Below are 26,705 nucleotides of genomic sequence, written 5' to 3'. Positions count from 1 at the left end.
CAATTCGTCTTGGATTCGCAATCGGCGTGGGCTATTCAATAAAATAATTACCGTTTACACATAGCTAAGGAACTCAATACCAAGAATTAAGTAGTATTAGGAAATACCACAAGCTTCATAAACTTAAACACTCCTGATATGTCTACACGTACTACTACTCGGGCACTCGGTTGGTTAATCGGATTGTTACTGCTTGTCTGCTGGAATTTGCAGGCGGAGGGTAAACTTACTGAGAACGAACCAAACACGGCTGTCGATCCCACCCCCATCAGCCTGACGGCCACCGCTGGGGTGCCGTTTAAATACCAGTTGCCGGCCCTACTGCCCTATATTAGCACGATTTACTCCTCACCCCAGTTACCCGGCAATGGATTGGACGTGTCTTACGAAACATTACCCCCATCCATTGTCGGTACACCAAACGCCACCGGTGTAATGAACCTGACCATCAACGCCAACCTTACGGTAAACGGTCAGCCAGAATCGGCCTGGGTGGCTATCACCCTCACGGTCCTTCCGCCCGCCCCCATCAGCCTAACGGCCACCGCTGGGGTGCCGTTTAAATACCAGTTGCCGGCCCTACTGCCTTCTCAAAGCGCGATTTACTCCTCATCACAGCTACCAGGCAATGGCTTGGAATTGTCTTACCAAACGGTACCTGCCTCGATCGTTGGCGCACCGAATGCCACAGGTGTTATGAATCTAACCGTCAGCGCGAATACGAATGTGAATGGTGAGGACCAGGCCGCTTGGGTGCCCATCACCATCACGGTTAATGCCCCCACACCCATTAGCCTAACAGCCACGGTTGGGATGCCGTTTACCTACCACATACCCGTCCTTTTGGCTCCTAACAACACGGGCTACACCTCACCTCAGCTACCGACTAATGGGTTTAGTCTATCGTATTCGACATACCCACCTTCCATCGTCGGTACGCCCCTAGCCAGTGGGGTAACGAACCTGACCATCAACGCGTCGAACACGGTGAATGGGCAGTCGAATGCGGCCTGGGTGCCCATCACCATCACAGTTAATCCATCACCCACTACTTTCGCCATTTCCACTGTCAACCTGATCAGTTGTCAGCCGACTGATAACGGCCAGCGGTTAATCAAATTCAATCCGGTCTATACCGGTCTGACGGGTGAGAAGATCGTTTTGGCCATTGCCTACGATAACTTCATCACCGATCAGCCGGGGCCCTATACCCTCCAGGTACCCACCAGTCAATCCATTCTAACCTTTATCGCCCAGCAAGGAAGTAAGACGGCCGTTTACAACTACCGCTGGCTGGATGCCTGTACGGTGGGACCATCCAATCAGCAGCCAACCACGAGTGGCATCCCCAACCAGGCGACAAAGGCAGGGCAACCGTTCCAGCTTAGCCTGGCGAATTACTTTGCTGATCCGGATGGAAATCCGTTAACGTTTATCGTATCTGGTCTCCCCTCGCCCCTGAACGTAACCGGAGCCATTATTAGTGGTACCCCCTCCAGTACGGGCAGTTTTCCGATCAGTGTAACGGCGGTCGATCCTGGCGGGTTGTTTGTCTCTACGACTTTCCAGCTCAGTGTGAATGAGACCACCCCACCAGCTCAGCCTTTTGCGTTGATCAGCGTGAACATGACCGGCTGTCAAAATCTGGGAGGTAATCAGCGGCAGGTGACGTTCACTCCTCAGTATACTGGCCTGACGGGAGAGACGATCGTTCTGGCCATGACTAATGGCTATATCACCACCCAACCGGGGCCCTATACCCAGACGTTATCGACCGATCAACCGCTACTGACCTTGATCGCTCAACAGGGCGGTACTACCTCATCATATAACTACAACTGGCTGTCGGCTTGTGGTGGAGCTCGTCGGGCGGCTGAGGAACCATCTCAATCCTTGCAGGTGAAGGTACTGGGTAATCCGGTACAAGGCCAGCAGGTGGAACTGGAGATCCGGGGTGTGGTAGGGAGTTGGGTAGAGGTATCGGTGATGGATGCTCAAGGGCGCTCTGATCACGCGCAGCGATTGATTTGGTCAACCGATGGGGGGCGAGTCAGCGTGCCTTTAGCGGCAGGTTTAGGTATGCAACTGGTCAAGGTACAGACTGAGCGTCAATCCCAAACGCTGAAGGTAATCAAGGGTCACTAAGCAAGAAATTGTATGTTTACCCCAAACCCGCAGGATGATTCCTGCGGGTTTGGTTTATGAGCGTATTTTTAAGTTTCCCGGATGGCTACTAGATGCGAGTACTATACCGCCTAATCGGTATTTTCAGAGACGAACTCGCTTTACACAAGTAGTCATCCCTATTTGAAAGCTCATGCCGATGGCCCGAATTTACCGTCTGCTTTGTCTGTTTACGATTGCCTTTGCCGCAACCCCAGTTGTCGCGCAAACAAAGCTTGATAGCCTACTGCCCGTTCGCGGGTTTTGCATTGCGGCTCCCCTGCCCAAACAACTCGATACATTCATTCAGTTTATCAATGAAGAACTGGCTACCCGACAGGTCAACACCCTGATTCTTCGGGTCGATTATAATTACCAGTTCGATAGCCACCCTGAACTTCGCGACAGCATTGCCCTGTCGAAACGGGAGGTAAAAAAGCTGGTAAAAGCTTGTCAGAAACACAACATCCGACTCATACCACAAATCAACCTGCTGGGACATCAGTCCTGGGCCAGCAAAACGGGCAACCTACTCCGAGTCTACCCAGATTTTGACGAAACGCCCGGCGTTAAAATGCCTGAGAAATATGTCTGGCCCAACGAGGATGGATTATACTGCAAAAGCTATTGCCCGCTGCATCCGGGTGTTCATGCGGTCGTATTCGATTTAGTCGACGAAATCTGCGATGTGTTCGAAGCCGATGCGTTCCATGCTGGGCTGGACGAGGTATTTTACATCGGCCATGACAAATGTCCGCGCTGTTCGGGTCGTGATAAAGCCGAATTGTTGGCTGGCGAAGTAACCGAAATCCGGAATCATCTGGCCCTGAAAAATCGAAAACTCTGGATGTGGGGCGACCGACTGATCGATGGAAAAACGACTGGCATTGGTATGTGGGAAGCCAGTTTTAACAATACCCACCGCGCTATTGACCTGATTCCCAAAGATGTCATAATCTGCGACTGGCATTACGAACGGCCCGATCAGACGGCTGTTTATTTTGCCACCAAAGGGCTGAGTGTGATCACCTGCCCCTGGCGGAAACCCGGTTTTGCCGTTACACAAACACAGGATATGGTCCGGTTCCGAAAATCCGTTACGCCGGTCATGAAAGAACGATTCCAGGGCATGATGCAAACCGTATGGTCGGGAGCCGGGCCGTTTCTGGATGAATTTTATGGCAAAAAAGTATCGGCCGAAGCGGGCGAAAATACGCCCTCAAACTGCTTCAAAGCCATGTACAATGAGATACAAAAACAAGGCGAAGCCAACTAAACTTACCAGACATGGTCTCTGTTCAAACCACGATAAACCGAACCAACCCAAGGACAAAACGCATATTTTCGATTGATGTGTTCCGGGCATTGACGATGCTGACCATGATTTTCGTCAATGACTTATGGACCTTATCGGGCATACCGGTCTGGCTCGAACACGCCCACCGCGATCAGGATTTTCTGGGGTTTGCCGATACCGTTTTCCCCTGCTTTCTGGTCATTGTCGGCATGTCGATCCCATTCGCCATTCAGCATCGGCTCGACAAAGGCGATTCGTATGTTCAGATCATCACACACATTGTGCTACGGTCAGTGGCCTTGCTGGTCATGGGTGTGTTTATCGTCAACCTACCCGATCTCAACGAACAGGCTACGGGCATGCGTTCGGCCTGGTTTCAGATTCTGATGGTTGCTGGTTTCTTTCTGATCTGGAACCAGTATCCGAAACGGGATGGGTCGCCAAACGCCTTGTTTATCGGATTGCAAGCCCTGGGAATTGGCATTCTGAGTTATCTGGCACTCCGATTCAAAGGGGGAGATGCCACTCACCTGGCTGGTATGACGCCCCAATGGTGGGGCATTTTAGGGCTTATTGGCTGGACGTACCTTACCTGCGCTATTCTTTACCTGTTGCTTCACAAGCAACCCATTTTACTGGTAGTCTGTGGGTTATTTTTTGCTCTGCTAAATGTAGCTGGTCACGCGGGTTGGCTACATACGTTATGGCCGGATGGGCCACGCAACTGGATTCCCGACAATGGCGCTTACAACCTATTTGCCTTTGCAGGTATTCTGGCGACGCTCCTGCTAACACGCTGGCAGCAATCCGGTCGTGAGAAGCAACTACCCCTGCTGTTTATCGGTTTGGGTATTGGCTTGATCATAGCAGGACTTCTGTTCCGCAATGCGTTCATCATCTCAAAAATTCAGGCCACCCCTACCTGGATTTTCCTTTGCTGCGGCATTGCTTATGTTGTCTACGCAGGTGTTTACTGGTTGGTCGATCTGAATCAGAAAGCTCATTGGTTCGACCTGATCAAACCGGCTGGAACCAGTACGTTAACCTGTTACCTGATTCCTTATGTGTATTACAGCCTGGCCGAACTATCGGGTATCTCGCTTCCGGCTTTTCTCACGACTGGACTTATTGGCTTAGTTAAATCACTGCTATTCGCCCTGTTGATTATCGGCATTACGGCCATTCTGGGCAGGGTCGCCATCAAGCTTAAATTGTAGTTTCGTAACGCGGGTGGAAACCCGCGATTCCTGGCTAAAAGCTGCGGGTTTCCACCCGCGTTACGAAAGCCTGACAGATTACCTGGTTTCCCGAATCTCAACGAAGCCGTCGGTATCCAGAACAGGACAGGTTCGCATGAGCGACGTAACTTCTTCCAGGCTATTGGCGTTGAGCAACATATACCCACCCACAATCTCCTGCCCATCGACCCGGTAAGGCCCATCGGTTACCTGCGCTCCATCGGCCGTTGGACGAACAACCTGCCCCGACAGCGTAAGCGCCTGACCACCCTGCCAATGACCCTTTTCTACCAGATTGTCAATCCAGGATTTCATGGCAAGCTGATGCTGCTGAATTTCTTCAGCGGGTGGAATAACCGCACGACCATCGGGCTCGCGAACTAAAACGAGGTATGTTTTCATTACTTAATCTTGTGTGAGTTGCCGTAAAACCGTATGCGTATCGCGAATGCCCCAGTGTTCGATGTATTGACCGTCGCGCAGACGTACGATGTCGATGATGGGAAAAACAATGGATTTTCCGGTAGCCGGAATCCCCATAAACGGACCGGCATGTGTAGCGTGAAAAGCTTTGCGGGTTACGACCTTATCACCCTCGGCAATCTGGTCGTAAATTTCGACGCGCAAGTCAGGAAAGGCGGGTCGGATCACATTGAGGATGAATTGAACCATACCCTCCCGACCTTTGGGCATTCCGGCGGGCGCTGTATGGTTGATAAAATCAGGAGCTATTAATTCTTCGAAAGCTTCGAGCCTCCCCTGTTCAATGGCCTCTTTGTTGAAGCGTGTAACGATCTGTTTATTGAGTTCGGTGTCCATAACGTCTGTGTTTTTGATAATGCAAAACTACAGGTTCAGCAAACGGCTGTTGTTGACCGTTTGGCGGTTTCAGGTGTACATTTCGCGGATTTCTGTCCGAAACGCGGTGGGAGTATCGCCCGTTAGCCGCTTGAAGAACCGATGGAAGTAAGCCGCATCTTCAAAACCCAGTTGCCAGGCAATTTCTTTGGCCGATAGGTCGGTGTGCAGCAACAACCGTTTGGCTTCCAGCACCAGCCGTTCGTGAATATGTTCGATAGCCGTTTTGCCACTTTGCTGCTTGATTCGGTCGTTCAAATGCCCCGGTGTCAGATGGAGTAATTCGGCATAGTCGGCCACCTGATGAAGCGAATGATACTGCTCGTCGATGTACGTCCGAAATTGTTTCAGCAAACCGCGATCGGCTAAACTACCCGTTGCCTGAACCTGTTCGACGTATAACCGGCTCACGTAAATCAACAGTATGCTCACGTACGATTGCAGCATCTTGTTTCGCCAGTTTCGGTCGGTGTTAAACTCAATCAGAATTTTTGTTAGAAGGTCTTCCAGAAACTGCACATGCTCAGGGGTCAGTGCCAGTTCGTGTGCATTATCGGGGTTTTGAATAATGGGCAAGTGCCGTAAAGACCGATTTTCGTCCAACTGGAGGTATTCTTCGGTAAACGAAAGCATAATTCCTTCCAGCGGTTCGGTTTTTTCCTTGACCTGAATCTGCTGAGGCACCGAAAAATAGAAGGTATTGGGCCGTAGCGTGTAAGGGGCAAAATCAACCCAATGCCGACTACTGCCCTTGCGCACGAAGCACAGGAAATAATAGTCTTTCCGGTGCGGAATCAGGAAATTGGACCGATGCCGCCGGAATCCACCGTTCGATTCGACTACTTCGAATATCGTACTGCCCAAACTACTGCTTTGCTGAAGCGAATAAATCGGAATGGCACTGTCTTTCTCCTGAGCAATCATCGTGTGAGTGGCTAATTCATTCCAGCAGTATAATTTCTCTACGGAATGGCATTGTCTGGTAATTCCCAAACTTACTTTTAGTTGGAACAGTTTCGGATGGAATTATCCCTATTAGATTGTACGACCCCGATGGGGTCGAATGTCTATAGCTAAGATTTCTCTATAAACATGCGACCCCATCGGAGTCGTACACTTCCATAAGGTACAATAGCATTAATTTCCATTATCTCCCACCCTGCAACACATAACGGTACAGCCATTCCGAAACGGTTGCCATTGCGTTCTGCGTCTCAATATCCTCTTTAATCTGCTTCGATAAAATAACCAACACGTACTTCCGCCCATCGGGCAGATACACAATTCCAGAGTCATGTCGAACGCCCGTAATCGATCCGGTTTTATGCGCTACTTTTACTTCTTTGGGCAGTTTGGCCGGGATCGATTCGTTAAATTTCTGTTCAAGCAAGATTCCAATCATGGCTTTTGAGGCTTCAGGACTCACGACTTTTCCCTGGGCCAGTTTCTCATAAATCACCATGAGGTCGTAAGCGGTTGTGGCATTGTTCAGTCCTTTCGCAAATGCTTTGGAATCCTCCACACCCCGCCAAACCTGAATATCGTTGGCACCCAAATCGCGCATGGTTTGCGTAACATTCTTAGCATCGACTTTTTCAATAATCAGGTTTGTCGCCAGATTGCTGCTGACCGTAATCATGTCGTAGACCAGCGATGCCAACGTTCGTTTGGTACCCAGTTGTTTATACGTAACCGTATCATCATCAACACTGATCGGCAGGCTGAACGGGCTGCCATCGACGATGCTTTTGAATTCATTCTTAACCAGTACCGAATCTAACAAGGAGAGTTTATGCTGTGCCTGCTGCTTATAGACCTCAATCATCACGGGCGTTTTCATGGTACTGGCGGCATGAAACAGTTCATGCTCCCGGATCAGCAGTTCCTGGCCCGTAGCCAGGTCTTTAAACGCTACGGCAAACACGCCCGGATGCCGGGCCAATTCCTGTTCGATTTGCTGGCGTAAGTCGGTCAATGTTGGTCGGGATTGAGCAGAAACCAACTGCCCGTAGAGGAGAAAACAGCCAAACAGGAAGGCTAGCCAACTAGCATTGCGGGTAACGTACATGTGTTTATGAGGTTGCATCGATGAAGGGCCAAAAGTTAGTAAATTCAGCGCACTCCATCCTGATAGAACATGGATTCTTACGATTCCGGGACGAAGCATCGGCAATGATTAGCACCGATCTTAAAAAATCATACAGATCACACAAATCTGCGTTCTATATGCCAGGCCACATCAGGAAGATTCTCTTTTTTATGTATCATTACCAATTAAACATCAACTGATTACAACCTGACTACTATGGATTTTTCGAACTATCAAAAAAGTACCGCATCGGTATGGGCGGGCGAAACCGACCTGTTTACCGAAGGAGCCGTCACAACGCCTATCATTAAGAGTGTCGCCTTCGGGTATGATGATCTGGACGAATGGCATCGGGTAGCAACGGGGAAGTCGGATGGCTACATCTACAGCCGTAACACCAATCCGACGGTTCATGTACTCGAAGAAAAAATCCGAATTCTGGAAGGAGCCGAAGCGGCTACATCCTTTGCGACGGGAATGGGAGCCATCAGCAACACCTTGTTTTCCTTATTGGAACCCGGCAAACGAGTTGTTTCCATTAAAGACACCTACGGAGGAGCCAGTCGACTGTTTCTCGATTTTTTACCACGTTATCAGGTAGCCGTTACCCTCTGCGACACGACCGATTTTGAGGCACTGGAAACCGAAATTGCCAAAGGTTGCGACCTGCTTTATCTGGAAACACCCACCAACCCTACCCTGAAAATCGTTGACATTGCCCGATTGGCAGCGGCTGCCAAAAAAGTGGGAGCAGTCACGGTAGTGGATAATACCTTTGCGACACCCATCAATCAAAACCCACTGGCTTTGGGAGCCGATCTGGTTTTGCATAGCGCGACCAAGTTTCTGGGAGGGCATTCCGATGCCATGGGAGGTGTACTATGCGGTAAAAAAGAGCTGGTGCAAAAGGTGTTTCAGTTTCGCGAAATCAACGGTGCCAGCTTACAAGCTGATCCTGCTTACCTGATTGCACGGGGCATGAAAACGCTGGAACTACGCATCGAACGGCAAAATGCATCGGCCCTAACCATTGCTCAGTATTTAAAAGCTCATCCGAAAGTTAGTGACGTATTTTATCCAGGGCTCGACACGCATCCGGGCCATGCCATCGCCAAAGCGCAAATGACAGGTTTCGGAGGCATCCTGAGCTTCTCGTTGACTGGCGGCTATGAACAGGTAAAGCAGTTTCTCCCAAGGCTACAGTTTGTCCATCTGGCGGCTAGCCTGGGCTCCGTCAGCACACTGGCCGGGCCTCCCCGAACCACCAGTCATGTTGAGCTTACTGAAGAGCAACGGAGCCTGTTAGGCATCCCCGAAAGTCTGATTCGGTACTCCGTTGGTATTGAGAATGTGAGTGATCTGCTAGCCGATTTAGAACGTGCGCTGGCTTCGATATAACGTACCTCTGGCCTTACTTCCTAAAACGAGTCAATCCATGAAGCTACCTCTCCTAAAATTCACGTTCATTCTGGCCATCGCCTGGTTGTTGGGCAGCGTTCCAGTAGCGGCTCAAACTAGTGCGCCCATCCGGAAACCGTCAGATATATCCACGCAACGGCTGGAACACGAACTGGCACGTATCTCCACATTAGCGAAAGCCAACGTTGGTATTTGTGCCCTTCATCTTGAATCGGGCAAGCAGGTCAGCCTGAATCTGCAGGAACGGTTTGCAATGGCCAGCACGGTCAAAGTAGCCATTGCCGTACAACTGTTTACCCTTATCGAACAGGGCAAACTATCCCTGATGACCATGGTCGATCTGCAACCGTCCGATCTGCATCCGGGAAGTGGTACGCTGGATGTTCTATTTGCCAAGCCGGGCGTTCAGCTATCGGTTCAAAACCTGCTGGAGTTGATGATGGTCATCAGTGACAATTCCGCTACTGACATTCTGCTTCGCCTGGTTGGCGGAACCGAAGCTGTCCAGAAACGGGTCAACACACTGGGTATTCAGGGCATGTCGGTTGACCGGACCATTATTCAACTGCTGGCCGATCTGGATGGCATTACCTTGCCGCCTGTTGATCAATGGACACTGGGCTTTTACGCTCGACTAGACAGTGCGACCACGCCCGACATGAAACAGAAGGCATCCATCAAGCTAGCCGCCGACCCACGCGATACCTCAACGCCCGAAGCGATGGTCAATTTACTGGCGCAAATCTACCGGGGTACGGCTCTTAAACCCGAAAGTCGGGCGCTGTTGCTGGGCGTTATGGAGCGTTGTCGAGGTGGAGCGGCACGGCTTAAAGGCTACCTGCCACCCAATACGATTATTGCTCATAAAACAGGTTCCTTGAACGGCATCGCCACCGACGATGTGGGCATCATTACCTTACCCGACGATGCTGGTCATATCGCCATTGCCGTTTTCGTGGGCAATTCACCTATGCCACTGGCTGAGCGTGAACAGGTTATTGCCCAGTCGGCCCGCGCTGTCTATGATTACTTTTTGTATCAGCCACCCGTCACATCCAGTTCCGTCCGCTGACTTTCAGATAAGCTAACAGGCATTTCCCATGAAGAAATCGATTTACATAGACACCTTGCTACTTTACGAAAGCAAGATAAATCCATCCACATTCTCTCCTGAACAAGATTAAGTTCTATTTCAAATACGGTCTAAGCACTTTTTGCCACCGTTCGTAACCCGCCGGAAGCATATGCAGGCTATCGGACTTAAACAGTTCGGGAACCGGCTGCCCATTTTTCAGCAACATAACCGGCCGTATATCGACGAACTGCGTATTTCGCTGCTTTTCCAAATACCCTTTGATTAGTCGATTCGCATTGTCCATTTCCGGAAAGTACTTTCGACGCGATGGACTAGGCTTCAGCGAGATAAACGTAAATGTTGCATTGGGTAATTTCTTCCGAACGTGTTCGAACAGAGTGACCAGTCGCTCATATACTTCCTGCCCTGTTTTACCGGCAGCTACATCGTTTTCGCCCGCATACAACACAATCTGTTTCGGATTATAAGGGACAATGACCCGATCAGCATAATAGATCACATCACTCAACTGCGAACCGCCAAAACCGCGTTGCAATACAGGTTTATTCGGAAAGTAATTGGTAAGATTTTCCCATAAACGAATTGACGAACTACCTGTAAATACAATCGGATTTCGGGGCGGAGCAGCAGTTTTATCGGCTTGTTCAAACGCACGAATTTCCGATTCAAAAGCATGTTCCTGCGCAAACAGGCTGAACGGTACAAGAATAAAAAAAAGAAGTTGGGCTAGTTGGTTAGTCATTGGTTAAGCAATCCAAAATCTGAATGTATCAATAAGTCGCCAGGTGTTTTTCCCTTTTTCAAGCATTAATAATTCTCCTCGGCCGCATTTTCCGCCACAAACAAAACTTCCGAAAAATAGCGCTTTTGTTTTATCGGCATTGTAGGAAATTTTTGAGAGCCTAAACGTATAGTAAGCCCTTTTATCGTTCCGTTGTTCAAAAGATGGCATTTTATCAAGTTGAGAAAGCAATTGAATAGGGTATCGAACGTTAAATTTTGCCGGAACCAAAAACTCCTGCTTACCTAAACTTGAATGCTTAAACTCCTCAAAGACAGAGCCCCATTCTCCGTCTTTGGCCATCTGACAACTAACGGTATCCTTCAGATATTGACAGCGGTCTCCTCGACCAGCTATTGCAGCCCATATCAGTTTAGGATGAATTTCACGCGGGTTCATTGTGGTTGAATCCTCAAGAATAATCGATTCAGCAGAGGGTACATTTTTATAAAACGTAAAGCTGTTAAGATAAACTGAATAAAGAGCATAATCGTCATTAGTAAGGAAAGTATTTGGCCTTTCCAGATGACATCCACAAGCAATCAGCATAACAAACAACAGGACACGCATATGAGTAACCACTATTTTCAGGTCAAAATCTCCTATCGATAGATGCTGGTTGGCAGTTTTTCCATAATACGCTAGACGAAAACCGATACTTTCTCCAACCTTATGTCTAGTTCAGAAAGAAATGCCTGCTTCCAAATCCACTATTGAAGTTTTATTAACCAACTTGTTTCAATAGCCTGACTCCTTATTATCTGATTACTTATTGAGTGCATGACCTTATTAGAATATCACGCTAAAAGATAGCCTATTGAAAAATATAAAGTGTACCAATCTTCAACATCACCTAAAGTCTCACTTATCAGGAAAAGTATACATACAAAAGTAAAGCGCACTTTAATTAAACAAAACTGTAAATTTTGTCTTCTATTATGATACAGAATCTGTTTGTACGCTATACTTTTGGTAAGCATTAAATTATTTTTATAGCTAACGTTATAAATAGTGTAATCAAATAAGCTGTAATATTCATAATAGATTTCTGAGAAATGGATAGCATGGGCGTCCTGTATCAGGACAACTTTCTCGCATGATGGATCACACTTTTAGCAGGAAGCTGATTACTAAAACTGATAAAGAGGCACACGAACCCAATGACTAATTACTCGCTAAAGATTTACGGAATACAGAGGCAAAAGAGCTAATTAAGCGTATGGAAGTCACCTCCGCATAAAATAAGCTGTTAATTCCTGGGGAGTTGGGGTAAACTGCTCAGAACAATGATCACTGATAAATTCTCAAAGAAGGTAGCAGGACTACAGCATGTGTACTAGTTCGCGCTTACTTCCAAGGGTCAAAAAGAATAGCCACAGCTTAAATGCTACTATTTACATGTATTTACCAGACTAGTTGTTAAATTTAACAAAAACTACCCCATAAGCTTTACTTCATTAAAAGAATGGCAAAATAGTTTACACAAAAAGTAACATGATTACGTTTTCAGGACAGACCCCTTTGATTCTGATCATAGAAGATGAAGTTATTTTATCCCTGGATTTATGCCTTCAACTTGAAACTCAGGGCTATGCAATTGCCGGAACGGCTGCTACAGGTCGGCAAGCGCTTGCTCTCTACCAACAGCAACAAGTAGATCTTATTATTTGTGACATAAATCTGCGGGGCGACTGGACGGGGATAGAAACGGTCCGGCACTTAGCTGCTCTTAAGCCTGTACCTGTAATCTATCTATCTGCGATTAGTGATCGCTCGGTGTTGGAGCAGGCCAAAACTACACAACCTGCGGCCTATTTAGTGAAACCCGTTACGGGCGATAACCTGCGGGTAGCTATCGAAATCGCTCTAAGCAACTTCGCGTATTCGGCCGTTTCAGACAAAGCAAAACTTTCACCTGAAATAAGTCCTACGGCTTTTACGGGTCGAGATGGTGAAACGATCTTACAGATTGGCGAACATATTTTTATAAAGCAGAACCATCAGTTTATACGTCTCCGCCAGAAAGACGTACTCTATATCGAAGCCGAGGATAAGTACACCACCGTTGTAACACCTACCCGTAAGTTTGTATTGCGCCTTTCGTTGGCTATCTTATTACAGCGGCTGGGAGATATGCCGCTTGTACGGGTACACAGATCATATGCCATAAATATGGATAACGTAGAATCATTCAATGATTATGAAATCCACATCAGTGGACAAACTATTCCACTGGGCAGAGTTTATAAAGAAGAATTTTTGAAGAATTTCAGCACCAGATAATCCGTAAATGGTTGGTCATTCGAATTACGAGCGCCTGGCCAAACGTGTTACCATAGAACCGAAACCAGGATAATGGCAATAGCTAATACCAATTGAACGAACACTTTTGCTGTAAATGCCTGCCCATAATGAATCGGGTATAAAATGGCTCCCGCGAAAACACCCGTCACAAAGAAAAGAAACCGATTCGACCACATTGACCCATTAAAACCTTCAACGCCATATTTGGAAGCCTTTATCCAGAGCCAGGCACAGACTACAGCCAGAATATATGGGATAGGCGACTGAATCCATTTACTATTCTTAAACTGCCAGTACATAATATACCAGTGGCCGACTGAGCCGATCAGGAATAAAATAGCAGATATCAATATCTTATAATATTGCATCGTTAAAAAGCTCTTTAGTACACTGTCATCTAAATTTTCTGTCATTCCGACGAAGGAGGAATCTTAAATTGTCCCTATTTGAGAGTAAGGAAATCTTAAGATTCCTCCTCCGTCGGAATGACAGAAAAAATACAGAAAACTTTTATTACACTGTATTTAATACATTGTAAACTAAGTTTTCTGATATTGCTTGTTAGCTCGATTAACCTTTACGTATTGGCTGTTTAGGATCTCACGAGCTTGGCCTACTGTAAACTGCCAAGTAATTTTGACTGCTCGCTGGTTGCGTTCAGCCGTCCAGGCTAGCACTTGACGCTCCAACTCGTCTTGAGTGGGAATGCGTCGATTGAGACATTGACGGGCCAAAGCCGAGAACTCCAGCTCGATCATATTGAGCCACGAACCACACTTAGGTGTATAATAAAATTCGAACCGGGCGGCTAAAGTAGCTGCTTCCTCAGCGGCTAGCTGTTCGTAGAACGCATTTATGTGGTGGGTGTTGAGGTTATCCTGAACCACTCTGATTTTCAGTGCATGGGGATAGCTCGCCGACAGCGTTTGCATGAATTGGGTGTACTCGTTCTTGGTTCGCTGGTTAAAAACCCTTAGCACCCGCTGGCCAGCTAAGGGCTCCACTGCGCCTAACACTACACACGATCCGTGCTTAGAGTAGGCATAGTGCTCTTTGGCCATCTTACCGGGTTGCGGGACAAGCCCCTGTACCACATTGCCGATGAGAAAGCACGGACGTTCATCGAAGCAGATCAAGGGATAGCGGGCATCATAGGGCCGTGCATAGAGAGCCAGTAAAGTTTCCATCCGGGCTATATACTCGCTGTTCATCTGACCGATGCACCATTGACGCTTGAGGTGGGGTTTGAGCTCGTTTTTTTGAGAATATCGCCCATATGGGTATGGGAAAGGTGGTCGCAATAGCCTAACTCGACCGCTTTGTTGGCCAATAAGCGTAACGACCACTGACTGTGTCCAACAGGGGCCTGCTGGCAAGCCAGAGCCGTTAGTTTGGCCCGTTGAGGGGCCTCAATGACTATTGGACGGCCACTCCGGGGTTTATCGGCCAGGAAACCCAATTGCTGAGTTTGATATTTAGCCGCCCAGTTCGAGAGTGTGTTGTAGTTCACATCCAGTGTTTGAGCCACCATCTGGTAGGTTTTGCCCTGATGGAGTTCGAGCAAGGCGGTGGCCCGCTTAAAGGTTTTAGCAGGTAAAGTACCTTTGGCCAGCAGTTCTCGCAAATAAGTCTGATGGTCCTCTGACAAAGTGAGATGTTGCTTTTTCATAAAGCTAATATACAAACTAACTTAGTTTACAGTGTATTTAATATCCCTTAAAATCGAAGCAATGTATGTTTGTAAAAAATTAAGTCTTTTCTATGCCTTTTGCGTAACGATCCGGCTACTTGGAATGTATAGCCTGAACAGTAAACCATCCTCGTTAAATAACTCCAGGTGCCCGTCCAACTGTTCGCTGAGCGAGGTGATCAGTAACTTACCAAACGACGTTAATTTGCTTAACTGCTTCCACTTTTGCATATCAATACCAGGTCCATTGTCCTGAACCTCCAGAATAATCCCGGAATGGTTGACCGATTCATCCGAGTTTAGCCCGATACGCAACAGCGGATCTCTATGATCCTGATAGGCATATTTAAAAGCATTCGTAATCAACTCATTGACAATCAAACCTATAGGAATAGCGATATCGACATCGAGTTCCTGTTGGTCAATATCAATCTGTAGTGTAAACGTATCTGACCGATAGCCATACGCCCGTACCAACCCCTCTGCCAGGTTACGAAGATACTCCTGCATGTTGATGACCGTCAGGCTTTCGGTTCGGTACAACTGCTGATGAATAAGCGACATAGCCTCAACACGCTGTTGGCCCATCCGAATGGCCTGAATGGCTTTCTCGTCCCGTAAACCGCTTACCTGTAAATTCAGTAAACTTGATACAATAGCCAGGTTATTTTTGACCCGATGGTGCAGTTCTTTCATTAGCGTACGCAATTGATTAGACTGGCTAACAAGCTGTTGGCTGTTTTTAGTAATAATGTCGTTTTGTACGGATAAACGACGATTGGCCCGACGAATCACGAAATACTGCCCGATCAGAATACTTAGCAGAATCAGTAAAACGATAAATCCAACAACTAACTGCTGAATCTGGCGGGAGTGCTGTACATTCTGCTCATTAAGAATAGCAATCTGATGTATCCGCTTCTGGGAGCTATATTTTGCCTGAATCTCCGTTACGGCTCGGGCTTTCTCAAAATCAGCTTTTGTTTTAATAGCCACCGTCTGCCGCTTCTCTTCTGCCTGAATCCTGGCTCTTTCTTTAGCTTGTTCGGCAGCAATGATAGCCATCTGGCGACTTTGTTCTAAACTCATGTCGGCCTTGAGTTTCTCTAATTCGTAGGCTTTCTTGGTTTGGTACTGTGCTTCCAGTTGCGCAATAGTCCGCGTTTTTTCGAGATTCATCAGCGAATCTTCGATCCGCTTTTGCTGAACCAGCGCGGTATAGGCTTTATCATATTGACCCGTTGCCGCATACGTTTTGGATAGTACATTGTATACAGTACTTGCCAGCGGAATATCTTTCGTTTTCCTGACCATCTCGGTTGCTTTCTCAGCATTTGAAACCGCTTTATCAAGCTGCTTTAAGCCAAGGTACGATGTAGCCAGATTACGATAGTTATGGGCCAGGCTGGTATATTTTTTGGACTCGGAATTGATGGCTATGGCTTTATGGAGATAATAAATAGCCTGTTCATACTGTCCCTCTACGTTATAATTTTTACCCAGGTTGTTAAATAAAATCCGGTTCTGATCTTGCTTGGCAGGCGATTGCTCACTCATCGCCAATCCCTTTAAGAAGTACTCTCTACCTAGTTTATAGTCCCCCAGATCTTCATAAATGATACCGATATTGATGTAATTATCAACGAGTAGAGAGGAGGCATTCAGGCGTTGGTTGATCGCAATGGCCTGTTGCATATAGGCCAATCCTTGCCGGGCATAGCTCGTCACGTGCTGGCTCTGCCCCATCAATTTATACAACAAGCCCAAATTGCTGTACGTTTGCCCAAGTGACCTAAGTTTATTCCCGGCTTTCTGATAGTATTCACTAGATGCCTGATGAAAGCGCAATGCCTCCTCAAACAGTCCTTCATTCATGCGGATTACCCCGGAAAGTCGATTGTAATCGCCGAGCCCGGCCCAATACTTAGACCGAAGAGAAATTGGTTTTGCCAACCGCAGATAATAAATAGCGGAGTCTGACTTATTCTGTTTATAAAACGCATTAGCAATGTCGTAATACGTATTTGCCCGCGTAGTATCCGGCAGTTTTTGCCGAAGTGTTGTCTTAAGGCTGTCAATAAATCGGCTCTGGGCAATTGTAGAATGCCCCACCAGAACCAACACGATTACAACATAAATCCGACAGCATGTTTTCATTGACAAAAGAGGAACCCATCTAACCTACATTAGGATGTTATCTACGGGCTGTAATCGTTGCGGCAAATCCGTTTCGCCCAGCATTTCGCGTAGATCAATTTCGATGTTTCGGCAAATCGCCGTCATCGGTGTATCGTTAATACTATTTTCGAATGGATTTTCGCTGGTATCACCCACCACTTCCATGGTATAAAAAACCCAGGCAATAACGGTATAGAAAGGGACGGTTAGCCACAAACTCCATTCGCTGAAACGAGCCATTTCGGTAATCATACCAAAGGGCAGGATGAGTGCAAAAATCCATACAAATACATAGCTAAAGTAAGCATATTGTCGTGGAAATGGAAATGACTTGATCCGCTCGGCTGCTCCCTGCTGATTATAAAACTCAATCAACATTCGTTCCATATCGCTATGATAAAATTCGGATATTAATCCAGCCTTGCGTAACTCATGCAAATGCTTCGATTGATGGCGGATAATCTGCGTAGCCGGGTTCTGTCGACTTATAAAAAACTCCACTTCGTCGTCGTCCAGAAACATGCTCAGTTCTTTATCGAGTTTACCCTGGTCAAATTCCTGTTTATTTTCCACAATATTGACCCCAACATTTTTGTCTTCGCTCCATACGGGTCGGCTACGCAACTGCAACCGCAACGCGTTCAGGTAAGCAATATGCCGATAAATTAGCTGCTGCTGAATCTGATACAATTCCGAAGCGGGCAGGCAAATAGGCGCGTTCAGGTTGCTCACGTAATCCATAACCAAAATTCCCCATGAGCGACTGGCATTTACGATGGCGCCCCAAATCCGGCGGGCTTCCCAAAGCCGCTCGTAGGATGAGTTGTTCTTAAACCCAACATAAAAGGCTACTGCTGTACCAATCGTGGCGATCGGTACGAGAGGCATAGCCAGAAATTTCCAATCCAGCCAATCATATAAGGCACAAATTGTGATTGAATACAGCACAAAGAACAGAACTGTTTTCCAGGCAAACTGAATGATTATACGAAAAGGAATTCGTTTAGCGGTATACATAAGATTTACCAGAGATAGTACACAAAATACAGTTGAGCACCTAATCGTCTTTAGTCATCACATACACAGGACTATTGATGCTTCTTAGCTTATTGCCCTGCAAAGTGTAATGTAAGAGCGGTTATATCATCGAACTGAGGAGTTGAACCAATGAACTCCTGGATCTGCTCTAATACAACATCGTTGATTTGCTGCGGACTGGCCGCACTGGTTTGCGTTATGAGCAGATCAATAAGCCGCTGTAAGCCAAAACGCTCTTTCACATGATTATGTCCATCGGTAGCGCCATCCGTATAGATGAAGAGCGTATCGCCAGGTTCGAGTTTAAACGTAGCCGATGAATAGGGAAAATCCGGGTCAATACACAGCGCCAGTCCACCTTTCTTTTTGAGCACCTCTACCTGATTGTTCTTCCGTAAGATCAGCGGCAACTCATGGCCGGCATCAACGTATTCGATAACCCCAGTTTTTAGGTCCAGAATCCCCACAAAAGCCGTCACAAACATCATGGTCTGGTTATCGGCACTCAGAAAACGATTAATCTGGCTAACTTCTTCCGAAATACTCTCACAGGCTTTATTCGAAAAATGGCTTTTGAATATAGCCTTGGTGATAGCCATAAACAAGGAGGCCGGAATTCCTTTGTCCGATACGTCGCCAATCAGAAAGAAAAGGCGGTTCTCATCCATCAGGAAATAATCGAACAGGTCGCCCCCAACCAGCTTTGCGGCCTTTAAGAAAGCATGCAGATCGAAATCGGTCCGATCGGGGAAAGGCGGAAATATTTTGGGCAACATGGCCTGCTGAATCTCCTGGGCGATGTTGATGTCGTTCTGAATAGCGATCAATTGATCGTGCTCACGCTGCGAGTTTACGAGCTGATCAATGTGTCGTAGGGTTTTGTTGATCGTAATTTCCAGATCGTCCAGATTGATCGGCTTTGTGACAAAATCGAAGGCGCCCCGGTTCATGGCCGTTCGGATGTTGTCCATGTCATTAAAGGCCGATACCATCACGGTTTTCAGATTCGGATACGAGCTTTCATTGACCTTGCTCAGAAACGTCAGCCCGTCCATTTCGGGCATATTGATATCCGACAGCACTAAACAGATATCTTCATTCTGTTCTAGTTTTTCAAGCGCTTCAGCACCGTTGTTGGCGAAAACAAATTCAAAGCTTTTATCTCGAATTTGTCGACGAAAATGCTGTGTAATAAGCATTTCCATGTCCATCTCATCGTCCACACTCAATATTTTAATGGGCATAGCTGTACTATTTTTCAGATTATTAATTTTTTAGTTATTCGGCAGGTTAATTTGAAATTCCGTGAAACGTCCCGGCTCCGATTCAACACTCATCGATCCTTTGTGGAGCTTACTGACAATTTCGCGACTTAACGATAAGCCCAGGCCAGTGCCTTTGCCAGCCGGTTTGGTCGTAAAAAACGGGGTAAAAAGTTTGCGTTTCACCTCTTCGGGAATACCATCGCCATTATCACAGATTTTAATTTCGATCTGATCTGCCAATTTTTTTGAGGTTACCGTAATGGTCGGTTTGTACTGGTCTCCTTCTCGTTTTCGGCGCTCATTTACGGCATAACAGGCATTCAGCACCAGGTTCAGAATAACCCGGTTGAACTCATACGGGGCAATGGATATTTTGCCAATGGCAGCGTCGAGATGAAACAACAAGGATACCACAAACTCCTTATCAGCAGCCCGAACCCCCTGGTAAGCCAACTTGGTAAATTCTTCCAGCAGTGCATTCAGGTCGGTTGGTTCAAAACCCTGAGCATCGGAACGAGTTTGTGCCAGCGACCCCAGAATGATTCGTTCGGCCCGCGCACCATTTTCACGTATGCGTGTGATATTGTTTCGGATCATCTGAAGCAAACTCGTTACTTCTTCTATATCCAGGGGATTATCTGGCTTGGCCATGAGTTCTTCCAGCTCAACACTCAGCTCGTTGGTGAGCCGGGCATAGTTGTTGACGAAGCTCAGAGGGTTCTTAATTTCATGCAGTATACCGGCCGTTAATTGCCCGACTAAGGCCAGCCTTTCCAGCTCAACGACCCGCTCCTGTAGCATGGCTCGTTCCTGGTCTGGGCTGGGCAACGAACTTGCCGGAGCGGCATCGGCAGCGTCATGTTTTAATGGTTCCATACTGCATTGTTTATATATGGTGGTATATTAGTTGAGTGGCGTTTCTGAGTAATCTATTCGTCAGGTCAGTCTCGATAACGTCATCAGAATTTCGGTGTATTCGCCCTCTTTGGAGTGGATTTCAATTTTACCTCGGTGCGTTTCTACAACATCTTTGATCATGTACAGTCCTAGCCCAGTTCCATCGGCAGTTGGCTTAGTGGTAAAAAATGGACTAAATAGCTTCTCCGTTTCCCGCTGAGGTATGCCTTTGCCATTGTCCCGAAACCGAATCACTACCTGCCCATCCTCAGTTGCTTCTGTAGCTATCTGAATTTCGGGTTTGAATCCACTTACTGCCTTACTTTTATCATAAAGGGTATAAAAAGAATTGTTCATCAAATCCAGTATGACCTGTCCGAACTCGGAAGGCAATAGCTTGACCCGAACGGGCTGTTCTTCCAGTTTCAGGACCAGATCAACCCTGAAATCCTTATACCGGGCGTTCATTTCCTGAAGCCCTGCCCGGGCTTTGGTGTCAAGGAATGAATTGAGGTCTGTCTCCAGAAAATTCCTCGACTTCTCCTTGAGCAATCGCTGCATATCTTTCAGAATCCGCGTCGTGCTGTTGCTATGGGCCCGAATCTTGCTCAGATTCGTTTGTAGTACACTGGCTTCATCCAGTAAATCCTCCATTGTATCGGTAGGCAGAATGTCTTTCTGCTTATCGAGTTGGCCAATCAGGCTATTGACAAGGCCGTCGGAGAGCTGCGAGAAATTAGTTACATAATTAAGGGGGTTCAAAATTCGGTCAACGATCCCTTTTGTTAGCTGACCTATGGATGCCAGCCGCTCCTGCCGGATCAATTCGACCTGGGTGTTTTTCAGGTCATTCAGGGTATTCTCCAGGTCCTCCAGCAAACGGGTTTTAATGAATGCCGCAATCAGGTGTTCTTTCAGGTTACGAATCATGTTCATATCCCGCTGATCAAAGGCTTGTGCCCGTTTCTGATTTTCGAGGGTGATAAACCCTTCAATCCGACCTTCGTTCTTGATGACAATGGTTACCAGCGACCGGGGAGCGATCAGGTCGTCAATAGGACTATTGAGCGGCTCAAAATGCACATCATCTTTGCGATAGATATCATCGTACACTTCAATAGCGTGCGTCAGCAGCCGATTTTCCACCTGCTCCTGTGTCAACTGTACCGACTCGACATGGGCCAGATCCAGATTACTTTTCAGCGCCTTGAACCGGAACGAGTTCGTTTGTTTCTCATACACCAGAAAACTGGCGCTATCCATATTTCGGATTACCGAAAACTTGGTCAGAATGGTTTGAAACAGGTTAGCAAAGTCGATTTCGGTGTTGATCGACTGTACAATCAGGTCGATTTTTTCTAGTTGATCGTTTTTATCGGCTAATTCCTCCGACTGTTTTTCCAGCTCTTCTTTCTGAAAAACAACTTCTTCGGTCCGTTCGCGAATCAGGTTTTCGAGTTCCTCTTTTTCTTTCACCAACAACGTCAGCCGCCAGCGAACCAGCCAGTAAACCAACGCCACGGCCGCAATCAGAAACAGAGCGATGACCCACCAGCGTCCATACCAGGGGGGTAATACCCGGAATGCATACACAGCTTCGTGCCCAGGCAAGCCATAGATATTGCGGGCCAGTACCCGGAAGCGGTACTTGCCGGGAGGTAGATTCGTATATTCTTTTTTGTTCTGTGTTGATCGGGCATCCGACCAAGTATCGTCGTAATTCTCTAATTTATAAGTAAATGTCAGTAGATTATTGACTGGATACGTAGCTGCGGCAAATTCAAATTGAATGTCGTTATTCACATAAGGCAGCGTTACTTGTTCGGCCTCGCTCTGACCCGAAAGCGCGCTATATCCGCTAAACAGCGGTTTATCGCCCGTAGTCTGAATATCACGAATTAGCGTCTGGTAGGGCTTGTTATACGGTCGAACCACTTCAGCATTGTAGCGAATGACCCCATCCCGGCCCCCAAACCAGATAAGGCCGTTCTGATCCGGGTAAATAATATTGATGGGAGTCGTTGACAGGGGAAGAAAGGGAGCACTAACTTCGCGAAAGCCAGCACCTCGTTTTTGGTAAAGTACAATCCGGCTTTTAGCGCCTTCTACCGTCCAGATATTTCCCTTACCATCTTCAATGAGGGAGTTTTTCCAATAGGTACTGGCCGGCCTTGAGGAATGAAATGGATTATAGGAGTCGAACCGATCCTGTTGAGCATTGTACCGGAAAATTCCCTTTTCGTTATACGCAAGTACCCCCTGCGAGGTATTGGCAACCCGGTTATAGAGCGATGTAGCCAATCCCTTCTGCAAGGTGTAATGAACCAGACGATTCGCAGCTACCTGATATTGATACAATCCTGCCCGGAGCGTTTCCAGCCATAAATTTCCTGAGGCATCTTCCGTAATGCCGAAGATTTGCTCGTTTAGCCCCGGAATGAGTCGATAGGGCGTCTGCCTTCCTGACAGCGAGAGGACGCCTAAGCCGGTTTCGGTACCCACATACACCTGATCGGGATGTAGACTGGACGCTTGCAGACAAAGCGAATAGGCATTTGTAAGACGCTGAATTTGTCCATCAATTACGCGGTAAACACCCCCACTGGTAGCAACAAGCAGCGACCCGTTGACTTCTTCCAGCGCAAAACAGCCGATATTTAATCCCGGCACAGGGACAATTCCCTGATCATTTACTTTAAAAAGGCCATTGAGGGCACCCAGGTACACGGTATTGCGTATACGTCGAATGGCAACAACTTCACCTGTCTGTCGGGCCGACTCGGAAAACAGGGTAATCGGTGAAGGTACTTCCAGTTGAGCAATGCCATTGTTCAGGGCTAGCCACAGGTTCCCCTCCCGGTCGTCGAACAGGGCATTGATCCGCTGGTCAGTTAACCCACCGATTTCCCGAATAACCTGACGATTGCCCCCTGTAGGCGACAGCACAATTAATTCACCGTTTGTCGTGCTGATAGCCACCCGGCGATCGCTCAGAATGGCCCCACTGGTAGCTTGTATGCTTGTTAGAAACGCGTTGTGGGGGCAATTGAAGGAATCTACCACTCCATTCGCTAGTTGAAAAATACCCTGATTTCGGGTGACCAAAAGCCATTTACCTGCTTGGAAAGGTAGGCTGGCCACCACATTATCGAGCAGAATCGGATGGTTGCCACGGTCCATCACGGGGGTAAATTGGCCATTCCGAAACTGCCAGAGTCCGCCTTTTTCCAACGTAACAAAAAGCTCCTGGTTTGCGCCAAATGCCGACACAACCGGCCTGGGTGCTTTCCACTGGAGCAGTTGGGTGCCCGTCCACCGAAAGATGGCCTGCTGGGCAATGAAATAAATACCGTCCCTGGCTTCCAGTACCGCCAGGATCTCATTGAAACGAAACGTGGCTTTCTGGCTTAAACTGGCAAATTGGAGCAAGCCGGTACTATCGGGCCGGAGATAACCAAATTCACTATTTCCACCTACATAGACAATCCCGTTTTTTGCCGTCAGCAGGGCCGATACTTTCGTAATATTCTGGGTAGGAATGGTTCGCCAGTTGAGCCCATCATATTCCAGCACGCCCGCAAAATTGCCCACATACATTACTCCCCGATGGTCTTGTGTAAGGGCAAAATTCTGGCTGTGCGCATTGTACTGGCTAGGCAAATACAATCGGGTTGGCGGCATACCATGCCCTACTTCCGTATCGATCATCTGGGCATGCGTTAGCAGGCTACCCGTAAGGTTAGCAACCATACACCAGATCCATATCGATAGTAGTCGGGTCATCAGCAACGAATTATTAGGTTATTAAGTCAGTCTTACGGTTTGGGTTAGGCATAAACCATGTCTTCCTGAGAAATGCGTAATTCCTTTTCTGTCAGCCCATTCAGCACGGATAGCAATACACGATGCTGAATCGAATCGGGATGTAAGCTTAGGGTTTGCTGTAATTCGTCAAATCGATCAGGGTTCAGTTTTTTTAGCACAAAAAACGAGGTCTCCGCAATTAGCTCATTGGACGAAGCCGCATTGGCAACCAGAATCGCGGTAGGGTCAGTCTGATGCCAGTTCAGTAATTCGCGAATAGCGATTGCTTTGAGGGTTGGCGTTATTTTACTAAAATCTTTATTGATAATATCGTGCAACCGATCCTCAACCGACAGCCGTTGCTGGGGGTAATTGGCCGCCGACTGGAGCAGCTTCGATTCCAGGGGGATGTCGGCAAAGAGTGGCGTAACCCTGCTTTTGATTTCACTCGGCAACGCATTATCGAGTAGTTCGAGTAAATACCCTTTGATGTCATCATTTTTCCGGGTGATCAACTCCCCTACCACATCGAATCGATTATCGCCACTGAGGGTCGCCAGCAGATTAAATACTTTGGGAACGATGAGTTCTTTTTCATGCCGCAAAGCCCGGATCAGGCTCGATTCTTTGGCATATGAATTCAGGTCCAGACGAGCAGCGGCCAGCCATACCAGTAGCGCAATCTGTTCATCGAGTTGCATGAGTATTTGCGGGCGCTCTGTTACCGTAGCTTTATGCCCCAGACAGCGTAATCCGGCAAAAACCTTATCTCGAATCAGTTGTACCGGATGGTTCATGTGCGTACGCAGAAAACGAAGAGCTATAGGGCCTCCAATATCACTGATGATGCCGATCATATACACTTGAACCGGTATAGAATGGCTTAGCTGGTTAAAACGCCGGATCAATGACGGTAAAATGGGTTCACCTATCGACAAAACAGCGGAGGTAGCTTCTGCCCAATAATCTGCCATAGCCAGATTCGCAAACAAACTCGGCCAGAGTTCAGGTTTTCGGGTAGCCCCAGCCGCCAGAATAGCAGCCCGTCGAACAGCCGGATCTTCATCTTCCAGTAAGGGCTGCAAATACACATAAGCATAATAACGTCCCGAACTCCCCAACTCCGTAGCTGCCTGAATGCGGTCGGCGGGCAGGGGCGAAACAGCCAGCTGCTGCATCATCTGAAATGAACTGTTGCTACTGAACTCAGCCTCCCGCGAGACGGGCTCGACGGAAGTCTGGTTCTGGGATTGATTGCTGCGAACCAGTTCGTATGATCGATTGACTACATTCGAAATAATATTTTTGTAAGAGGACTGTAACCGAAACGCGATGTATATCCAGAAACCAATGATCGGAAGGAACAGGTAGCTTAAGTACACCATCGATAAAATAGACAGACTCGCTAATCCCCAAAGGAGTAAGCCGGCCCATACATTACCCAGGGCCTTGGGGCCACCTTCGATCCGCCCCTGCAAGCGCGTTCGCTCAACTGCCGGTATAGGCTGAAACAAGACCTGAAACGAAGGTTCGCTGATAGACCGTCGGATCGAGCTCATAAAGAATCGACTCAGGGCAATAAATGCCAGCAGCAGGGGAGTAACACCATAAAATGACCCGTAAATGGCGGTGATCAAAAAACTGGCCAACAATGCCAGTGGAAGCATAACAACCCCCAGCCGAACAGAGTAAGCGCTAATCAGTCGATTGTATAAAAACACCCGAATCACTAACTCAATAACCGCACAGAGGCCAAAAAATATACCCAGAAAACTGGCCATAATCTCCTTATTAGGAAATACATGTTTAACCTGATTTGTAAACATGTACTCCACGTAAACCAGCCCAAATACCAGCAGTAAGGACAGTATGTACAATAGCCTTGAATATTCCTGATTCACCTGATCGACGGGCTCTGAAGAGGACGTTACCGACTGATTTGCCGACGATTTTGTAACCAGCAACTGGCGGTAGCGCCGGGTTATAATGACCATCAGCACGGTACAGACCAACACCGAAGCCAGCGACACCATCAGCAACTGTTCGGTAGAAAAAAAGCTCAGTAATACAGGTACCGAGAAATAGCTTAATATTGATGAAATCCCGTCGCCCAGGCTTATAAAACTGAACAGCCGTTTCGCCTGTTGAAAATTAAAGACGCGGGAAGCCGTTGCCCAGAAGGTGATCCCATTGACGAACACAAAAACCCGGTTCCATAAAAACAGGATGAAATAGATCCACTTACTCATAAGTGGGCTAGGAATCAGCAGGAGTATGGCTACCGACACGAGCAGAAAACCTAACAGGTATCCGTTCATACGGGCAAACGTAACTACCTCCTGAAGCTTTCGGGTTGCTATCCCTAATCCATATACCAGTAACCCTCCCGCTATAAAGGCCAGTGGGAGTTCGGCCTGGTTAAAATTAGCGAGAAATAATGCCGTTGAACAGGTATAAAAAACAGCTACCGCCAACCCCATAAACGACGAATAAACCACAAACAGCAGCACGACTTGCCCCTCGCCTGGCTGCATGTTAAAAAGTTTATATAGGGTTTCGCGCTGTTTCATTGTGGGAATGTAGTTTAC

General features: G+C 47.4%; 21 protein-coding genes. 6 read left to right on the top strand and 15 right to left on the bottom strand.

From position 1 onward, the window contains the following. The first annotated feature begins 138 nt into the window (after positions 1–138). From ACYVFD_RS09815 to ACYVFD_RS09805, 3 genes are all read left to right on the top strand, one after another. Positions 139–2,145 carry a hypothetical protein gene (locus tag ACYVFD_RS09815; protein WP_461089762.1) on the top strand — a complete coding sequence of 669 codons (2,007 nt, stop codon included), beginning with the start codon at positions 139–141 and terminating at the stop codon, positions 2,143–2,145. Between the two features lie 178 nt (positions 2,146–2,323). Further along, entirely contained in the window at positions 2,324–3,439 is a 1,116-nt protein-coding gene (locus tag ACYVFD_RS09810) for a family 20 glycosylhydrolase (protein WP_461089761.1), read from the top strand. An 11-nt stretch (positions 3,440–3,450) separates the two neighbouring features. Further along, a complete protein-coding gene (locus ACYVFD_RS09805; protein WP_461089759.1) occupies positions 3,451–4,677 on the top strand; it encodes a DUF5009 domain-containing protein in 1,227 nt (408 codons plus the stop codon). Between the two features lie 78 nt (positions 4,678–4,755). On the opposite strand, the gene ACYVFD_RS09800 is transcribed toward ACYVFD_RS09805, so the two are convergent. The 4 genes from ACYVFD_RS09800 to ACYVFD_RS09785 form a co-directional block, all read right to left on the bottom strand. Next, positions 4,756–5,100 (bottom strand): YciI family protein, encoded by a 345-nt coding sequence (locus ACYVFD_RS09800; protein WP_461089758.1) that lies wholly within the window; start codon positions 5,098–5,100, stop codon positions 4,756–4,758. 3 nt (positions 5,101–5,103) lie between these two features. Beyond that, on the bottom strand, positions 5,104–5,517 hold the full coding sequence (locus ACYVFD_RS09795; protein ID WP_461089757.1) for an ester cyclase: 414 nt from the start codon (positions 5,515–5,517) through the stop codon (positions 5,104–5,106). Between the two features lie 69 nt (positions 5,518–5,586). After that, positions 5,587–6,480 (bottom strand): helix-turn-helix domain-containing protein, encoded by an 894-nt coding sequence (locus ACYVFD_RS09790; protein ID WP_461089755.1) that lies wholly within the window; start codon positions 6,478–6,480, stop codon positions 5,587–5,589. Positions 6,481–6,703: 223 nt separating this feature from the next. Beyond that, positions 6,704–7,642 (bottom strand): serine hydrolase, encoded by a 939-nt coding sequence (locus ACYVFD_RS09785; protein ID WP_461089754.1) that lies wholly within the window; start codon positions 7,640–7,642, stop codon positions 6,704–6,706. 219 nt (positions 7,643–7,861) lie between these two features. Between ACYVFD_RS09785 and ACYVFD_RS09780 the strand changes: the two genes are divergently transcribed. Both ACYVFD_RS09780 and bla read left to right on the top strand, forming a co-directional pair. After that, a complete protein-coding gene (locus ACYVFD_RS09780; RefSeq protein WP_461089753.1) occupies positions 7,862–9,043 on the top strand; it encodes a cystathionine gamma-synthase family protein in 1,182 nt (393 codons plus the stop codon). A 37-nt stretch (positions 9,044–9,080) separates the two neighbouring features. Continuing rightward, a complete protein-coding gene (gene bla / locus ACYVFD_RS09775; protein ID WP_461089752.1) occupies positions 9,081–10,136 on the top strand; it encodes a class A beta-lactamase in 1,056 nt (351 codons plus the stop codon). 115 nt (positions 10,137–10,251) lie between these two features. Here the strand turns inward: bla and ACYVFD_RS09770 are convergent, their stop codons facing one another. Next, positions 10,252–10,902, bottom strand: coding sequence for a GDSL-type esterase/lipase family protein (locus ACYVFD_RS09770; protein WP_461089751.1), 651 nt, complete (start codon positions 10,900–10,902; stop codon positions 10,252–10,254). A 3-nt stretch (positions 10,903–10,905) separates the two neighbouring features. Continuing rightward, positions 10,906–11,511: a hypothetical protein gene (locus ACYVFD_RS09765; RefSeq protein ID WP_461089750.1), complete on the bottom strand. Its 606-nt coding sequence runs from the start codon at positions 11,509–11,511 to the stop codon at positions 10,906–10,908. 924 nt (positions 11,512–12,435) lie between these two features. Here ACYVFD_RS09765 and ACYVFD_RS09760 point away from each other — a divergent pair. Beyond that, positions 12,436–13,224 (top strand): LytR/AlgR family response regulator transcription factor, encoded by a 789-nt coding sequence (locus tag ACYVFD_RS09760; protein WP_461089749.1) that lies wholly within the window; start codon positions 12,436–12,438, stop codon positions 13,222–13,224. Positions 13,225–13,271: 47 nt separating this feature from the next. Here ACYVFD_RS09760 and ACYVFD_RS09755 read toward each other — a convergent pair whose 3' ends face one another. From ACYVFD_RS09755 to ACYVFD_RS09715, 9 genes are all read right to left on the bottom strand, one after another. Further along, entirely contained in the window at positions 13,272–13,613 is a 342-nt protein-coding gene (locus ACYVFD_RS09755; protein WP_461089748.1) for a hypothetical protein, read from the bottom strand. A 171-nt stretch (positions 13,614–13,784) separates the two neighbouring features. Then, complete coding sequence (locus tag ACYVFD_RS09750; RefSeq protein ID WP_461089747.1) at positions 13,785–14,546, bottom strand: IS630 family transposase; 762 nt, start codon at positions 14,544–14,546, stop codon at positions 13,785–13,787. Next, the gene (locus ACYVFD_RS09745) at positions 14,453–14,914 is read right to left on the bottom strand and encodes a helix-turn-helix domain-containing protein (RefSeq protein WP_461089746.1); all 462 of its coding nucleotides are present in this window, start codon (positions 14,912–14,914) and stop codon (positions 14,453–14,455) included. The genes ACYVFD_RS09750 and ACYVFD_RS09745 overlap by 94 nt, the downstream gene beginning before the upstream one ends. A 90-nt stretch (positions 14,915–15,004) precedes the next feature. Further along, positions 15,005–17,092, bottom strand: coding sequence for a tetratricopeptide repeat-containing sensor histidine kinase (locus tag ACYVFD_RS09740; RefSeq protein WP_461089745.1), 2,088 nt, complete (start codon positions 17,090–17,092; stop codon positions 15,005–15,007). 24 nt (positions 17,093–17,116) lie between these two features. Then, positions 17,117–18,130: a bestrophin family protein gene (locus tag ACYVFD_RS09735; protein WP_461089744.1), complete on the bottom strand. Its 1,014-nt coding sequence runs from the start codon at positions 18,128–18,130 to the stop codon at positions 17,117–17,119. A gap of 89 nt (positions 18,131–18,219) precedes the next feature. Beyond that, positions 18,220–19,395 carry a PP2C family protein-serine/threonine phosphatase gene (locus ACYVFD_RS09730; protein WP_461089743.1) on the bottom strand — a complete coding sequence of 392 codons (1,176 nt, stop codon included), beginning with the start codon at positions 19,393–19,395 and terminating at the stop codon, positions 18,220–18,222. A gap of 30 nt (positions 19,396–19,425) precedes the next feature. After that, positions 19,426–20,292, bottom strand: coding sequence for a sensor histidine kinase (locus ACYVFD_RS09725; protein WP_461089742.1), 867 nt, complete (start codon positions 20,290–20,292; stop codon positions 19,426–19,428). A 60-nt stretch (positions 20,293–20,352) separates the two neighbouring features. After that, positions 20,353–24,096, bottom strand: coding sequence for a sensor histidine kinase (locus ACYVFD_RS09720; protein ID WP_461089741.1), 3,744 nt, complete (start codon positions 24,094–24,096; stop codon positions 20,353–20,355). 44 nt (positions 24,097–24,140) lie between these two features. Further along, entirely contained in the window at positions 24,141–26,687 is a 2,547-nt protein-coding gene (locus tag ACYVFD_RS09715; protein ID WP_461089739.1) for a HEAT repeat domain-containing protein, read from the bottom strand. Positions 26,688–26,705 lie beyond the last annotated feature (18 nt).

Source organism: Spirosoma gilvum, assembly GCF_054776815.1.
The sequence above is the reverse complement of the archived record's forward strand: the minus strand, read 5'-3'. Positions and strand labels throughout refer to the sequence as shown.